This is a genomic window from Pseudomonas sp. S44, from assembly GCF_016624805.1.
In the GTDB taxonomy this organism is placed as follows: domain Bacteria; phylum Pseudomonadota; class Gammaproteobacteria; order Pseudomonadales; family Pseudomonadaceae; genus Aquipseudomonas; species Aquipseudomonas machongensis.
In genome coordinates this window covers 1-14,261 of sequence record NZ_JACVTY010000043.1, presented here as the reverse complement: position 1 = coordinate 14,261, position 14,261 = coordinate 1, and the positions used below count along the sequence as shown (strand labels likewise).

13 protein-coding genes and 1 tRNA gene are annotated in these 14,261 nt (G+C 61.0%); 9 read left to right on the top strand and 5 right to left on the bottom strand.

What is annotated here, in order from left to right; genetic code table 11:
* Window positions 1-5 precede the first annotated feature (5 nt).
* The 7 genes from tmk to IAE40_RS23470 all read left to right on the top strand — a co-directional run bounded on the left by tmk (window position 6) and on the right by IAE40_RS23470 (window position 5,982).
* Window positions 6-638, top strand: a complete 633-nt coding sequence (gene tmk / locus IAE40_RS23500) for a dTMP kinase (RefSeq protein ID WP_200603950.1) — start codon at window positions 6-8, stop codon at window positions 636-638.
* Entirely contained in the window at window positions 631-1,617 is a 987-nt protein-coding gene (locus IAE40_RS23495; RefSeq protein WP_197889845.1) for a DNA polymerase III subunit delta', read from the top strand. Before tmk ends, IAE40_RS23495 begins: the two co-directional genes overlap by 8 nt.
* 36 nt (window positions 1,618-1,653) lie before the next feature.
* Window positions 1,654-2,436, top strand: a complete 783-nt coding sequence (locus IAE40_RS23490) for a TatD family hydrolase (protein WP_200603949.1) — start codon at window positions 1,654-1,656, stop codon at window positions 2,434-2,436.
* 568 nt (window positions 2,437-3,004) lie between these two features.
* Complete coding sequence (locus IAE40_RS23485) at window positions 3,005-3,640, top strand: TetR/AcrR family transcriptional regulator (RefSeq protein ID WP_065861191.1); 636 nt, start codon at window positions 3,005-3,007, stop codon at window positions 3,638-3,640.
* Window positions 3,641-3,771: 131 nt separating this feature from the next.
* Window positions 3,772-4,740, top strand: coding sequence for a GTP 3',8-cyclase MoaA (locus tag IAE40_RS23480; RefSeq protein ID WP_200603948.1), 969 nt, complete (start codon window positions 3,772-3,774; stop codon window positions 4,738-4,740).
* Between the two features lie 65 nt (window positions 4,741-4,805).
* On the top strand, window positions 4,806-5,411 hold the full coding sequence (locus IAE40_RS23475; RefSeq protein ID WP_197889843.1) for a DUF4823 domain-containing protein: 606 nt from the start codon (window positions 4,806-4,808) through the stop codon (window positions 5,409-5,411).
* A 10-nt stretch (window positions 5,412-5,421) separates the two neighbouring features.
* Window positions 5,422-5,982 carry a DUF1285 domain-containing protein gene (locus tag IAE40_RS23470; protein ID WP_112897758.1) on the top strand — a complete coding sequence of 187 codons (561 nt, stop codon included), beginning with the start codon at window positions 5,422-5,424 and terminating at the stop codon, window positions 5,980-5,982.
* A 79-nt stretch (window positions 5,983-6,061) separates the two neighbouring features.
* On the opposite strand, the gene IAE40_RS23465 is transcribed toward IAE40_RS23470, so the two are convergent.
* The 3 genes from IAE40_RS23465 to IAE40_RS23455 all read right to left on the bottom strand — a co-directional run bounded on the left by IAE40_RS23465 (window position 6,062) and on the right by IAE40_RS23455 (window position 7,685).
* Window positions 6,062-6,137, bottom strand: a tRNA-Asn gene (locus IAE40_RS23465).
* Between the two features lie 62 nt (window positions 6,138-6,199).
* On the bottom strand, window positions 6,200-7,396 hold the full coding sequence (locus IAE40_RS23460; RefSeq protein WP_063543843.1) for an amino acid aminotransferase: 1,197 nt from the start codon (window positions 7,394-7,396) through the stop codon (window positions 6,200-6,202).
* A 127-nt stretch (window positions 7,397-7,523) separates the two neighbouring features.
* Complete coding sequence (locus tag IAE40_RS23455; RefSeq protein ID WP_155738200.1) at window positions 7,524-7,685, bottom strand: hypothetical protein; 162 nt, start codon at window positions 7,683-7,685, stop codon at window positions 7,524-7,526.
* Here IAE40_RS23455 and uvrB point away from each other — a divergent pair.
* A complete protein-coding gene (uvrB, locus tag IAE40_RS23450) occupies window positions 7,684-9,699 on the top strand; it encodes an excinuclease ABC subunit UvrB (RefSeq protein ID WP_054893085.1) in 2,016 nt (671 codons plus the stop codon). The genes IAE40_RS23455 and uvrB overlap by 2 nt on opposite strands.
* Window positions 9,700-9,736: 37 nt before the next feature.
* On the opposite strand, the gene IAE40_RS23445 is transcribed toward uvrB, so the two are convergent.
* Together IAE40_RS23445 and IAE40_RS23440 are read right to left on the bottom strand one after the other, a co-directional pair.
* Entirely contained in the window at window positions 9,737-11,227 is a 1,491-nt protein-coding gene (locus IAE40_RS23445; protein WP_176717847.1) for an MDR family MFS transporter, read from the bottom strand.
* Window positions 11,228-11,276: 49 nt separating this feature from the next.
* Window positions 11,277-12,350, bottom strand: a complete 1,074-nt coding sequence (locus tag IAE40_RS23440) for an HlyD family secretion protein (protein ID WP_054893087.1) — start codon at window positions 12,348-12,350, stop codon at window positions 11,277-11,279.
* Between the two features lie 143 nt (window positions 12,351-12,493).
* On the opposite strand from IAE40_RS23440, the gene gltX reads away from it, so the two are divergent.
* The gene (gltX, locus tag IAE40_RS23435; RefSeq protein ID WP_200603947.1) at window positions 12,494-13,975 is read left to right on the top strand and encodes a glutamate--tRNA ligase; all 1,482 of its coding nucleotides are present in this window, start codon (window positions 12,494-12,496) and stop codon (window positions 13,973-13,975) included.
* The last annotated feature ends 286 nt before the right edge of the window (window positions 13,976-14,261 follow it).

Below are 14,261 nucleotides of genomic sequence, written 5' to 3'. Positions count from 1 at the left end.
TGCCCGTGAGCGGTTTGTTCATCACTCTGGAAGGCCCCGAAGGCGCGGGCAAGAGCACCAATCGCGAGTACCTGGCCGCGCGCCTGCGTGAGCAGGGCGTGGATGTGGTCATGACCCGTGAGCCTGGTGGTACGCCGTTGGCCGAGCGTATCCGCGAGTTGCTCCTCGCTCCCAGCGACGAAACCATGGCGGTCGACACCGAGCTCCTGTTGATGTTCGCTGCGCGCGCCCAGCACTTGGCCGAGGTCATTCGCCCAGCACTGGCGCGGGGCGCCGTGGTGCTCTGCGACCGTTTCACCGACGCCACCTACGCCTATCAGGGCGGGGGGCGTGGCTTGCCCGTGGAGCGCATCGCGGTGCTGGAAGACTTCGTTCAGGGCACGCTGCGCCCGGACCTGACCCTGGTCTTCGATCTGCCAGTAGAAGTCGGTCTTGCCCGTGCTGCCGCCCGCGGTTGCCTGGACCGCTTCGAGCAGGAGGGCCAGGCATTCTTCGAGTCGGTGCGTCAGGCTTATCTGCAGCGCGCAGGCCAAGCGCCGCAGCGCTACAGCCTGCTGGATGCCGGGCAGCCGCTTGAGGCGGTGCAGCGCGCCATCGACGCATTGCTGCCAGGTATCCTGGAGCGTTGCCGTGGCTGAGGCCTACCCCTGGCAGCAAGCGCTCTGGCAGCAGTTGGCCGGGCGCAGCCAGCATGCCCATGCCTACCTGTTGCACGGGCCGCAGGGTATCGGCAAGCGCGCCATGGCCGAACGCCTGATGGCTCGCCTGTTGTGCCAGCAGCCGCAAGGGGTGGATGCCTGCGGGCAATGCAAGTCGTGCCTGTTGCTCAAGGCTGGCAGCCACCCCGATAACTTCGTGCTGGAACCCGAAGAGGCCGACAAGCCCATCAAGGTCGACCAGGTGCGGGATCTGGTTTCGTTCGTGGTGCAGACTGCGCAGCTGGGCGGGCGCAAGGTGGTACTGATCGAGCCGGTCGAAGCGATGAACGTCAACGCCTCCAACGCTTTGCTCAAGAGTCTCGAAGAGCCTTCGGGCGATACCGTGCTGCTGCTGGTGAGCCATCAGCCCAGCCGTTTGTTGCCAACGATCAAGAGCCGTTGCCAGCAAGTCGCCTGTGCGCAGCCGACGCTTGCGCAGAGTCAGGCCTGGCTGGCGACGGCGCTACCGGAGCTCGATCAGGTCGAGCGTGACGAACTGCTGACCCTGGCGGCAGGGTCTCCACTGATGGCTGTCAGCTTGCAGTCCCAGGGTGTGCGCGAGCAACGGGCACTGGTCACCGAGGGGGTGAAGAAGTTGATCAAGCAGCAGCAATCGCCCAGCCAGTTGGCCGAGGCCTGGAACAACGTGCCGCTGCTGTTGCTGTTCGACTGGTTCTGCGACTGGTCGCACCTGATCCTGCGCTACCAGTTGACCCAGGACGAAGACGGGCTAGGCTTGGCCGACATGCGCAAGGTCATACAATACCTTGCGCAGAAGAGCCGGCAGGGCAGGGTGCTCGAGGTCCAGGCCTGGATTCTCGAGCAGCGCCAGAAAGTGCAGGGCAAGGCCAACCTCAATCGCGTGCTGCTGCTCGAAGCCCTGTTGGCCCATTGGCTGCAGATGCTGGCCACGCGCTGATTCCCCATCGTTCATTTTCATGTGTGCTCTCATTCCATGCTCGTAGATTCCCATTGCCACCTCGACCGACTTGACCTGAGCGCCCATGCGGGCTCGCTCGACGCCGCCCTGCAGGCGGCCCGCGAGCGTGGGGTCGGGCATTTTCTGTGCATCGGCGTAAGCGCCGAGAACGCCGGGGCGGTAAAGGCCCTGAGCGAGCAGTACGCCGACGTCGACTGTTCGGTAGGCGTGCACCCGCTCGATCTGGCCCCGGGGGAGACGCCGGCGCTGGAATGGTTGTTGCGCGAGCTGGCTCACCCGCACGTGGTGGCAATTGGCGAAACCGGATTGGACTATCACTACGAGCCTGAGGCCGCCGAGTTGCAGCAGGCGTCTTTCCGCCTGCACCTGGAGGCGTCTCGGCAGACAGGCAAGCCGGTGATCGTTCACACCCGTGCGGCGCGGGCCGACACCCTGGCGCTGCTGCGCGAGGCCAGTCTGCCGCAGGCGGGCGTGTTGCACTGCTTTACAGAAGACTGGGACATGGCCAAGGCTGCACTCGATCTGGGGTACTACATCTCGCTCTCCGGAATCGTCACCTTCCGCAATGCCGAAGCCCTGCGCGAGGTCGCACGCCAGGTGCCTGTCGACCGGCTGCTGGTAGAGACCGACTCGCCATACCTGGCGCCCATCCCGTATCGCGGCAAGCCGAACCTGCCGCAGTACGTGCGTGAAGTCGCCGAGTACGTCGCATCGTTGCGAGGGGTGAGCTACGCGCAGTTGGCCGAGCAGACGACCGCCAACTTCAAGTGCCTGTTCCCCTTGGCACGCGTCGCCTGAAGCTAAAGCAAGGCGGGCAAAAAAAACCCGGATTCTGGGGGAGGAATCCGGGTTAAGACCATTAGGAGTAAAACAAAGGTACGCGGTCCCTGGGCACCTTTATCGGCGCGCCACTTGGGGGGATGCGCCGCGCCAACACTTCAAGTATTGGCGAGTATCCTCGCACTGCCAGCGTCAGTTGGTCGTTTTTTAAACAGATTTGGAATACACCTGACAATCAATGGGCCATCAGGGTATGGCAGCCAGCAGAAATCGGATGAGTTTGCTGCTATTAGGTATCTATCTGTATAGATGTGCGGTGAAAAGTCTGGAGAGTGTGTAGATCGTGCGCTGCTTCCCGGCGGCGTACAACGTTCGATGAGCCTGGTGAGTCTGGCGAGCTCCGCCGCTTCGGCTGTAGACGAGCGACAGCCGTGCGTGGGGTAACGGACGCATCCATGGGATTCAGGCCGGACAGACCCGGTTTGCACTCGAACTCATCATGAAACACAGATATGGTTGGATGATCCGTGCAATTTGCTGCAAGTTAGGCATAATAATCCGCTTCGATTGTCATCCAGTCCTTCTTATGCAGAAAGAACCTCGTAAGGTCCGTGAGTTTCGTCGCCGCGAGCAAGAAATCCTCGACACGGCGCTCAAGCTGTTTCTCGAACAGGGTGAAGACAGTGTCACCGTCGAGATGATCGCCGACGCGGTCGGTATCGGCAAAGGCACGATCTACAAGCACTTCAAGTCCAAGGCGGAGATCTACCTGCGCCTGATGCTCGACTACGAGCGTGATTTGAACGCGCTGTTGCATTCGGACGACGTCGATCGCGACAAGGAAGCCCTTTCGCGAGCCTACTTCGAGTTCCGCATGCGCGATCCCCAGCGCTACCGCTTGTTCGACCGTCTCGAGGAGAAGGTGGTCAAGGGTAACCAGGTGCCGGAGATGGTCGAGGAACTGCACCGTATTCGCGCCTCCAATTTCGAGCGCCTGACCCAGCTGATCAAGGGCCGTATCAGTGAAGGTAAGCTCGAGGATGTGCCGCCATACTTCCACTACTGCGCTGCCTGGGCGTTGGTGCATGGCGCCGTAGCGCTGTATCACTCGCCGTTCTGGAGCAACGTTCTCGAGGATCAGGAAGGTTTCTTCCAGTTCCTGATGGACATCGGCGTGCGCATGGGCAACAAGCGCAAGCGCGACCCGGAACCGGCCGCCTGAAGACCCCCTGCGGAGCGTTGTCCATGACGGGCAGGCTCCGCCAGTCACTTCTGCTTCGGCGACAGGGCTTGCAAAAACCTGATCTTTGAGTCAAGTTTTGCCGGCTCGCTTTTCTCATGCCGGAGTCACCCATGATCGTCGATCGTCAAGGCAGGCGTTTTCGCAACCTGCGCGTCAGCCTGACAGCTGCCTGCAACTATGCGTGCAGTTACTGTGTGCCCGATGGCAAGCGCCTGGTGGCGGCGCAGGATGAGCTGTCCGCCGATGCACTGGCGCGCGGGGTGGCTCTTCTGGTCGATGCCGCAGGTATCGAGCGTCTGCGCATCACCGGTGGCGAACCATTGATCAGCCCCCGCCTGGAGCCATTCCTGAAGATTGTCGGTGGCTTGGGGCTCAAGGATATCGCCTTGACCACCAACGGTCAGTTGCTCAGTCGCAAGCTTGCGATGTTGCGTGCAGCGGGTATCGACCGGCTCAATGTCTCGCTCGATACCCTCGACCCAACCGCATTTCGCAGCATCGCTCGGGGCGGCGACCTGGCCAGCGTGCTGAGGGGCATGGAGGAGGCGAGTGCGGCGGGTATGCGCATCAAGGTCAACATGGTGCCGATGCGCGGGCACAATCTCGATCAGGTAGTGCCGCTGCTCAATTACTGCCTGGCAAGAGGCTATGAACTGCGTTTCATCGAGTTGATGCGCATGGGTCACCTGGCACTTGATTCGAATGCATTCCTGCGTCAGTTCGTCAGTCTCGAGCAATTGCTGGCATTGATCGGCGATCATCATCACTTCCAGCAGGCGCCAGCGGCTTTGGATGCAACGGCCCTGCGCTACCAGATTCCTGGCCAAGGTTGCTTTGGTGTGATTGCCAACGAGAGCGTGCCGTTTTGCCGGACCTGCTCGCGCTTGCGTCTGTCCTCTACTGGCTGGCTGCATGGCTGCCTGTCTTCGAGCAATCGCCACTTTATCGGCGATCTGCTCGACAAGCCGCGTCACCAGGCACTTCCAGTGATTCAGCGTCTGCTGGTCAAGGCTCTGGCGGACAAGCAGGAGCTGGCGTTCTCGGGGGGTGTGACAGTGATGAAGGTGATCGGCGGCTGAGCTGGCGCAAAAGCTGCATCTGGCGGCTATTCGCCGGTTTTTCGTCACCGGTCACTGGAGGAAAGATGCGTAGCCTGGTCTTGCTGCTGGCGCTGATGGCGTTGAGCGGCTGCATGAAAGTCAGCGACATGGGCGAAGGTGTTCGCTATCAGATGAGCGACGCCGGTCTGCTCGATCACAGCGATACCGCCCGAACCCTGTCGGTTCGGCTGCAGCCTGATTCGTTCATCTTCATTGGCCAAGGCGCCTTCGTGCCGCCTGGGAAAGGGCCGGTGCCGCAGCAGAACGCCGTTGCCGAAGAAGCATTCAAGAGCTTCGTCGAGTACTTCCCGCTGGTGCGTCGCGCCAAGGCGCCGTTGGGATTGGAGGACGCGATAGCCGAGGCGCGTTCGGTCGGAGCCCATTACGTGCTCTATACCCGTTTCGCTCGCACCGATGACCGCATTGGTAATGGCGACGAATGGTACGACGAGCAGGCAGTGGATCGCCTTGGTTGGGATACCGGTGTGGTGCAGATGATGCTGATCGAAACCAGCACGCGCTATCTGATCGATACCGCGCGCATCAAGAGCCGTGGCGGTTTGTTGACGTTCCACGACAATACGCCGCAGGATTTGCTCGCGGCACCCATGCGCGAGTACGCTCGTAGCCTCCTGGGAATGAGTCGGTAAGGAACGGGTGATGACAGGTACGGGCAAGGCCAACGATCTTCTGGCGCAGATACCCAAGGACAAGGGGCTGCCTCCCGTGCATCTGTGGAATCCCGATTTCTGCGGCGACATCGACATGCGCATCGCCCGCGACGGCACCTGGTACTACTTGGGGACGCCGATCGGGCGCAAGCCGATGGTGCGCTTGTTCTCTACCATCATTCGTCGCGACGGTGATGACTATTTCCTGGTAACGCCTGTGGAAAAGGTCGGCATTCGAGTCGATGATGCGCCGTTCGTGGCGGTCAGCCTGGAAGTGGAGGGCAGTGGTGAGCAGCAGGTCTTGCGTTTCACCAGCAATGTCGAGGATCAGGTCGAAGCCGGTCCTGATCACCCCATTCGGGTAGAGACCGATCCGACAACGCATGAGCCATCGCCTTACCTGCTGATGCGTAGCAACCTCGAAGCGCTCATCCACCGCAATGTGTTCTACCAACTAGTGGAGCTTGCGGTGCCACGCGTGATTGATGGCGAGGAGTGGTTGGGGGTTTGGAGTGGCGGGGTGTTCTACCCCATCGGGCGCGACCACTGAACGCATCTTGCGACGATCTTTCTGATCCCGGAAAACAAAAAACCTCCAGTGCTTGCGCATCTGGAGGTTTTTCAGTGTCTGGCTCCGCGACCTGGACTCGAACCAGGGACCCAATGATTAACAGTCATTTGCTCTACCGACTGAGCTATCGCGGAATCTGCGCGTATCTTACTGAATGCCAAGGGGAAGTCAAGCTGCCCCCTGGCAAATCAAGCAGTTACAGCACTTCGACGATGGCCTTGGTGACCACGTGGATGTTGCTCTGGTTCAGTGCCGCCACAGCGATGCGACCGGTGTCCAGCGCGTAGATGCCGAAGTCGTTCTTCAGGCGCGCGACCTGTTCCACAGTCAGGCCCGAGTAGGAGAACATGCCGACTTGGCGACCGACGAAGCTGAAGTCGCGGTTGGCACCGTACTCGGCCAGGAGCGAGACCATCTGTTTGCGCATGCCGTGGATGCGTTCACGCATTTCGCCCAGTTCGGCTTCCCACATCTGACGCAGTTCCGGGCTGTTGAGCACGGTGGCGACGATGGTTGCACCGTGAGTCGGCGGGTTGGAGTAGGTGGTGCGAATCACGCGCTTGACCTGCGACAGCACGCGCGTGCTCTCGTCTTTCGAAGCGGTGACGATCGACAGCGCGCCGACGCGCTCGCCATACAGCGAGAACGATTTGGAGAACGAGCTGGAGACAAAGAACTCCAGGCCCGACTCGGCGAACAGGCGTACGGCGAAGGCATCTTCGCCGATGCCTTCGCCGAAGCCCTGGTAGGCCATGTCGAGGAATGGCACGTGGCCTTTTGCCTTGACCACTTCCAGCACGTTCTTCCAGTCGTCGAGCGACAGATCGACACCGGTCGGGTTATGGCAGCAGGCGTGCAGGACAACGATCGAGCCCGAGGGCAGCGTGTTCAGGTCTTCGAGCATGCCGGCACGGTTGACGTCGTTGCTCGGTGCGTCGTAATAGCGGTAGTTCTGTACTGGGAAGCCTGCAGTCTCGAACAGGGCGCGATGGTTTTCCCAGCTCGGATCGCTGATGGCGACTACCGCGTTCGGCGAAAGGCGCTTGAGGAAGTCGGCACCGATCTTGAGGGCGCCGGTACCGCCGACAGCCTGCACGGTCACTACGCGGCCTTCAGCCAGCAGTGCAGATTCAGCGCCGAACAGCAGTTTTTGTACGGCCTGGTCGTAGGCAGCGATGCCGTCGATCGGCAGGTAGCCGCGGGAGGCATGTTGGGCGACACGCTGGGTTTCGGCTTCGATCACCGCGCGCAGCAGCGGGATGCGGCCTTCCTCATTGCAATAGACGCCAACGCCCAGATTGACCTTGTCGGTACGTGGGTCAGCGTTGAATGCTTCGTTGAGGCCCAGGATGGGGTCGCGGGGTGCCAGCTCGACAGCGGAAAACAGGCTCATTGTTACCTTGGCTCTGAATAGGAGAGTGATAGGAAATGCACCCTCCAGCCCAGTGCACTGAAGCGGTGCAAACGGGGAGTCAGTATAGTGATACCGATCGGTCACTGCGACACTCTGGCACAGGTTTTCAGGCGCTTTGCGCAAATATTTTTCGACCATTGGTCGAATTGCCTTGTCCACCGCAATGAGCGTTCACATCTGCGGCGGCAAAGGCCACCCCGACGCGTCTTTTTGCGTATAGACTACTGGCTAAATTTACAGTTGCTGCGACATCCAAGAGGTCCGTCATGTCCGAGTTCCAGCTCGTCACCCGATTCCAGCCGGCCGGCGACCAGCCCGAAGCCATTCGCCTGATGGTCGAGGGTATCGAAGCGGGCCTGTCGCACCAGACCCTGCTCGGGGTGACCGGCTCCGGCAAGACCTTCAGCATCGCCAATGTCATTCAACAGGTCCAGCGCCCGACCATGGTGCTGGCGCCGAACAAGACGCTGGCTGCCCAGCTGTATGGCGAGTTCAAGGCTTTCTTCCCGCACAACGCGGTGGAGTACTTCGTCTCCTACTACGACTACTACCAGCCGGAAGCCTACGTCCCGTCGTCGGACACCTTCATCGAGAAGGATGCCTCGATCAACGACCACATCGAGCAGATGCGCCTGTCGGCGACCAAGGCATTGCTGGAGCGGCGCGACGCGATCATCGTCACCACGGTGTCGTGTATCTATGGCCTGGGCAGCCCGGAAACCTACCTGAAGATGGTTCTGCACGTCGATCGCGGCGACAAGCTCGACCAGCGCGCACTGCTGCGCCGGCTGGCCGACCTGCAGTACACCCGCAACGAGATGGACTTCGCCCGTGCCACCTTCCGGGTGCGTGGTGATGTGATCGACATCTTTCCGGCCGAATCGGACCTTGAGGCCATCCGTATCGAGCTGTTCGACGACGAGGTGGAGAACATCGCCGCCTTCGACCCCTTGACCGGCGAAGTGATCCGCAAGCTGCCGCGTTTCACTTTCTACCCCAAGAGCCACTATGTGACCCCGCGCGAGACCCTGCTCGAGGCGGTGGACGGCATCAAGGAGGAGCTCGGCGAGCGGCTGGAGTACCTCAACAAGGCCAACAAGCTGGTAGAGGCCCAGCGTCTGGAGCAGCGTACGCGCTTCGACCTGGAGATGATTCTCGAGCTGGGTTATTGCAACGGTATCGAAAACTACTCGCGCTATCTGTCCGGTCGCCCGGCTGGCGCCCCGCCGCCGACGCTCTACGATTATCTTCCTGCCGACGCGTTGCTGGTGATCGATGAGTCACACGTCAGCGTTCCTCAGGTCGGCGCCATGTACAAGGGCGACCGTTCTCGCAAAGAGACACTGGTGGAGTATGGTTTCCGCCTGCCATCGGCGCTGGATAACCGGCCTATGCGCTTCGACGAGTGGGAGTCAGTCAGCCCGCAGACCATCTTCGTCTCGGCGACGCCTGGCCCTTACGAGGCAGAGCATGCCGGGCGTGTGGTCGAGCAGGTGGTGCGGCCAACCGGCCTTGTCGATCCTCAGGTAGAGGTGCGTCCAGCCCTCACTCAGGTGGATGACCTGCTGTCGGAAATCGGCAAGCGCGTGGCGGTGGGGGAACGGGTGCTGGCGACGACCCTGACCAAGCGCATGGCCGAGGACCTTACCGACTACCTCGCAGACCACGATGTGCGTGTGCGCTACCTGCACTCGGACATTGACACCGTGGAGCGGGTGGAGATCATCCGAGACCTGCGTCTGGGTACCTTTGATGTACTGGTGGGCATCAACCTGTTGCGTGAGGGGTTGGACATGCCGGAGGTATCGCTGGTGGCCATTCTCGATGCCGACAAGGAAGGCTTCCTGCGTTCGGAGCGTTCGCTGATCCAGACCATTGGCCGCGCTGCGCGCAACCTCAACGGCAAGGCGATTCTCTATGCCGACCAGGTGACAGGCTCCATGCAGCGGGCGATCGACGAGACCGAGCGGCGTCGGGCCAAGCAGGTGGCGTTCAACGAGGCGAATGGCATCGTGCCCAAGGGGGTGGTCAAGGACATCACCGATATCCTGGAAGGCGCCACGGTGCCCGGTGCGCGCAGCAAGAAGCGCAAGGGCATGGCCAAGGCGGCGGAGGAGGCTGCGCGCTACGAGGCAGAGCTCGCCACTCCTGGCGAGATCACCAAGCGCATCAAAGTGCTGGAAGAGAAGATGTTCCAGCTGGCGCGCGACCTGGAGTTCGAGGCCGCCGCCCAGTTGCGCGACGAGATCGGGCAACTGCGTGAGCGGCTGATCGCCAGCTGAGTGCGCTCGTCGGCGCAGAAATGGCCGGGTTACAGGGTCAGTGTGCCTCGCCGGCTTTCAGCCCCTGCGGCAGTTTGCGTGTCAGCAAGACCGCCACCATGCTGACCGCCAAACCGATCCCTACCAGATGGAAGGCATCGTTGTAGGCCATGATCAATGCCTGCTGGTGGGTGATTTCGCTCAAGCGCCCCAGTGCCGCGCTGTCACTGCCCAGTCGTTCGGCCAACTGGGCCAGCCGCTCCGCCACTTGCGGGTTGCTTGGCACCACTGATTCGCGCAGGTAGTCGAAATACACCTTGGTCCTTGCATCCAGCAAGGTGGCCAGCAAGGCGATACCAATGGCGCCGCCCAGGTTGCGCAGGATGTTGAACAGGCTCGAAGCGGAGCCCGCATCCTGGGGCTGAATGTAAGCCGTGGCGATCAGCGAGATGGTGACCATGATCATGGGCTGCCCGAGTGCGCGAATGATCTGGATATGGTTGAACTGTGGCCCTGCGAAGTCCGGGTTGAGCACTCCCGAGCCGAAGCTGGCAGCCCCGAACAGGCAAAAGCCCAGTGCACAGAGCAACTTGGGCGCAATCACCTTCATCAGTTGCGGCACCAGCGGAATCAGGAACAGCTGTGGAATTCCCATCCACATGATCACCTCGCCGATCTGCAGGGCGTTGTAGCCCTGTATCTGCGCAAGGTACAGCGGCAGCAGATAGATCGAACCATAAAGCCCTACGCCCATGCCCAGGCTGGCGATGCTCGACAGGCCGAAATTGCGATTGCCGAGAATGCGCAGGTTGATCAGGGGGTTGGCCCGCGAAAGCTGGAGGATGACGAAGGTGATCAGGCAGAGCAGGGCCACGGTACCCAGGCCGACAATAAGGCTCGACTCCAGCCAGTCCTTGCGATGGCCTTCTTCCAGAAAGACTTGCAGGCAGCCCAGGCCGACCCCCAGGGTGACGATGCCGGCGTAGTCGGTGCTTTTGAGCAGTTCCCAGTGCGCCTCTTTCTTCTCCAGCCCGTAGAGCAGCCCTGCGATCATCACCAGCCCCGGCGGGATGTTGATGTAGAAGATGTATTCCCACCCCCAGTTTTCGGTGAGCCAACCGCCCAGGGTCGGACCGATGGAGGGGGCGAAGGTCGCGGTCATGGCGAACATCGCCATGCCCTTGGCTCGATGGTGTTCGGGCAGCTTGATCAGGGTCAGGGTGAAGGCCAGCGGAATCAGTGCGCCGCCGGTAAACCCCTGGAGAGCGCGAAACACGATCATGCTTTCCAGGTTCCAGGCCATCGAGCACAACAGCGAGGACGCCAGAAAACCAAGCGAGACCCACACCGCCAGACGCCTCGCGGATAGTAACTGCACAAGCCAGGCGGTCAGCGGAATCATGATGATTTCCGCCACGAGATAGGAGGTCGAGATCCACGAGCCCTCTTCCAAGGTGGCAGACAATGCCCCCTGGATATCCTTGAGCGAGGAGTTGGTGATCTGAATGTCCAGCACGGCCATGAATGCACCGAGCATCACGCTCATCACCGCAATCCAGTCGCGCCGGCTAGGCTCCGCAGTCGGTCGCAGCAGTTGGTCACCGGCCATCGTGAGTTTCGCCGCGCTCTGCCTGATCGGCGCTGTTGCGCAGGTCGACGGTGGCGGTTACCGACATGCCTGGGCGAATGCGACCGTGCAAGGGGTTATTGGCTGCAAAGGTCAGCTTGACCGGAATGCGTTGCACCACCTTGGTGAAGTTGCCGGTGGCATTGTCTGGAGGCAGCAGGCTGAATTGCGCCCCGGATGCAGCGAACAGGCTGTCGACACGGCCTTCGATCGGGGTGTCGGGATAGCTGTCGAAGATCAGTTCGGCACGCAGGCCCCGATGCATGTTGCCGATCTGGGTTTCCTTGAAGTTGGCCTGCACCCAGATGTCTTCGTCCGGGACGATCGATAGCAGATAGGCGCCGGCCTGCACCACCTGGCCATTGCGTGCGCTGCGCTGGCCGATGGTGCCACTGATGGGGGCGTGGATTTCACAGCGGGTAAGGTTGAGTTCTGCCTGTGCCAGGTCTGCGCGGGCGTTGGCGATTTGCGCATCGAGGCGCTTGAGCTCGGCCGTCAACGCATCGATCTGCTGGCGCTGGCTCTGCAGGTCGGCCTGGGCTTTGTCGACTTGGGAGCGGGCGACGTGGTTTTCCGCAGACAGGGTGGTGACTCGTTCCTCCGAGACGAACCCGGGTTTGCGCAGGGCTTCGGCACGATTGAGGTCCAGGCGCGAGCGATCAAGGGTGGCCTGGTTGGCGGCCACCTGGGCTCGGCCGGCGGCGATCAAGCTGTCTTGCTGGGTCAGTCGGCTTTGCGCCTGGACGCGTTCGGCTTCACGCGTAGCCAGTGCCGCGCGGGCACGCTCGACCGCCAGCTGGAAGTCGGCGACCTCCAGGCGGACCAGCAGATCGCCTTGCGTGACGTGTTGATTGTCCTCTACCAGCACCTCGTCGACCCGCGCACCCAGCTGGCTGGAAATGCGAGTGATCTCACCCTGCACATAGGCATTGTCGGTGCTTTCGTAGAAACGCCCCTTGAAATACCAATGGGCGAGAAAGGCGAGGGCGATCAGCACCACCAAGGTGAGAAAGATCAGCAGGCGGCGTTTGAGTTGAGCAGGCATAGGGACTATCGTTCCAGAAATGTAAGCAAATTTAACAGCTCGGCAATGCACCGTCACAAGTGACGATAGCGCCATTGCTGGAGCCCGATGCCCGCACCCTGCTAACATCCCGCCTTTGTTTCATCTTTCGTCCGAGACTGTCCATGACCACCGTTCGCACGCGTATCGCGCCATCGCCCACTGGCGACCCCCACGTCGGCACTGCCTACATCGCCCTGTTCAACTACTGCTTTGCCAAGCAGCACGGCGGCGAGTTCATCCTGCGCATCGAAGACACCGATCAGTTGCGTTCGACCCGCGAGTCGGAACAGCAGATTTTCGATGCCCTGCGCTGGCTCGGTATCGAATGGAATGAAGGTCCGGACGTTGGCGGCCCGCACGGCCCGTACCGCCAGAGCGAGCGCGGCGAGATCTACGCCAAGTACGCCAAGCAACTGGTCGATGCCGGCCATGCGTTCTATTGCTTCTGCACCGCCGAAGAGCTGGATCAGATGCGTGCCGAACAGATGGCCCGTGGCGAAACACCGCGCTATGACGGCCGCGCATTGAAAATGAGCGCCGAGGAAGTGCAGCGTCGACTGGCCGCTGGCGAGCCCCACGTGATTCGCATGAAAGTGCCGAGCGGAGGTATCTGTGTGGTGCCGGACATGCTGCGTGGCGACGTCGAGATTCCGTGGGACCGCATGGACATGCAGGTTCTGATGAAGAACGATGGCCTGCCGACGTACTTCCTCGCCAACGTGGTCGATGACCACCTGATGGGCATCACCCACGTCTTGCGAGGCGAGGAGTGGCTGCCGTCGGCGCCGAAGCTGATCAAGCTCTACGAGTATTTTGGCTGGGAGCAACCCAAGCTGTGCTATATGCCGCTGCTGCGTAACCCGGACAAATCCAAGCTGTCCAAGCGCAAGAACCCGACCTCGGTCACGTTCTACGAGCGTATGGGCTTCATGCCTGAAGCCATGCTCAACTACCTGGGGCGCATGGGCTGGTCGATGCCGGACGAGCGCGAGAAGTTCTCCCTGGCAGAAATGGTCGAGCATTTTGACCTGTCGCGTATTTCCCTTGGCGGGCCGATCTTCGACATCGAGAAGCTGTCCTGGCTCAATGGTCAGTGGCTGCGCGACCTGCCGGTCGAGGAGTTTGCGGCGCGCGTACAGAAGTGGGCGTTCAACAGCGACTACATGATGAAGATCGCACCGCATGTACAGGGTCGTGTCGAAACCTTCAGCCAGATCGCGCCACTGGGCGGGTTCTTCTTCGAGGGCGCCCTCAAGCTCGATGCCAAGCTGTTCGAGCACAAGAAACTGTCGCCCGATCAGGTGCGTCAGGTCATGCAGTTGATCTTGTGGAAGCTCGAAAGCCTGCGGCAGTGGGAAAAGGAGCGTATTACCGGCTGCATCCAGGCGGTGGTCGAGGCCCTGGAGCTGAAGCTGCGTGACGCCATGCCGCTGATGTTCGCCGCAATTTCGGGGCAGGCCAGCTCGGTGTCGGTGCTTGATGCCATGGAGATTCTCGGCCCCGACCTGACCCGCTACCGTCTGCGCCAGGCGCTGGAACTGCTGGGCGGCGTGTCGAAGAAAGAGAACAAGGAGTGGGAAAAGCTGCTGGCGAATATCGCCTGATTGGCTTATCTCACGCCCCTGTGGCAGTGGGCTTGCCCGCTGCCACAGGACCTGGCAATCGCCGGGAGCAGAGCAGGGCGGTAAGTGATTGTTATCTGTGAAAAAAATTTTTGATATTTTCACGAATTCGTTTGACAGTGCTGCAATCCGATTTTAATATGCGCCCCGTCCACAGCGATGAACGAAAATGAAGCACCAGGCACCCAGCCGGTGATTCAGTTCAAAGCGACATTGTGGGGCTATAGCTCAGCTGGGAGAGCGCCTGCATGGCATGCAGGAGGTCAGC

Coding starts and splice junctions, on each gene's coding strand:
- IAE40_RS23490 (WP_200603949.1), top strand. CDS start 1,654: ATGCTCGTAGATTCCCATTGCCACCTCGACCGACTTGACCTGAGCGCC.
- IAE40_RS23485 (WP_065861191.1), top strand. CDS start 3,005: ATGCAGAAAGAACCTCGTAAGGTCCGTGAGTTTCGTCGCCGCGAGCAA.
- IAE40_RS23480 (WP_200603948.1), top strand. CDS start 3,772: ATGATCGTCGATCGTCAAGGCAGGCGTTTTCGCAACCTGCGCGTCAGC.
- IAE40_RS23475 (WP_197889843.1), top strand. CDS start 4,806: ATGCGTAGCCTGGTCTTGCTGCTGGCGCTGATGGCGTTGAGCGGCTGC.
- IAE40_RS23470 (WP_112897758.1), top strand. CDS start 5,422: ATGACAGGTACGGGCAAGGCCAACGATCTTCTGGCGCAGATACCCAAG.
- IAE40_RS23460 (WP_063543843.1), bottom strand. CDS start 7,396: ATGAGCCTGTTTTCCGCTGTCGAGCTGGCACCCCGCGACCCCATCCTG.
- uvrB (WP_054893085.1), top strand. CDS start 7,684: ATGTCCGAGTTCCAGCTCGTCACCCGATTCCAGCCGGCCGGCGACCAG.
- IAE40_RS23455 (WP_155738200.1), bottom strand. CDS start 7,685: ATGACGGACCTCTTGGATGTCGCAGCAACTGTAAATTTAGCCAGTAGT.
- IAE40_RS23440 (WP_054893087.1), bottom strand. CDS start 12,350: ATGCCTGCTCAACTCAAACGCCGCCTGCTGATCTTTCTCACCTTGGTG.
- gltX (WP_200603947.1), top strand. CDS start 12,494: ATGACCACCGTTCGCACGCGTATCGCGCCATCGCCCACTGGCGACCCC.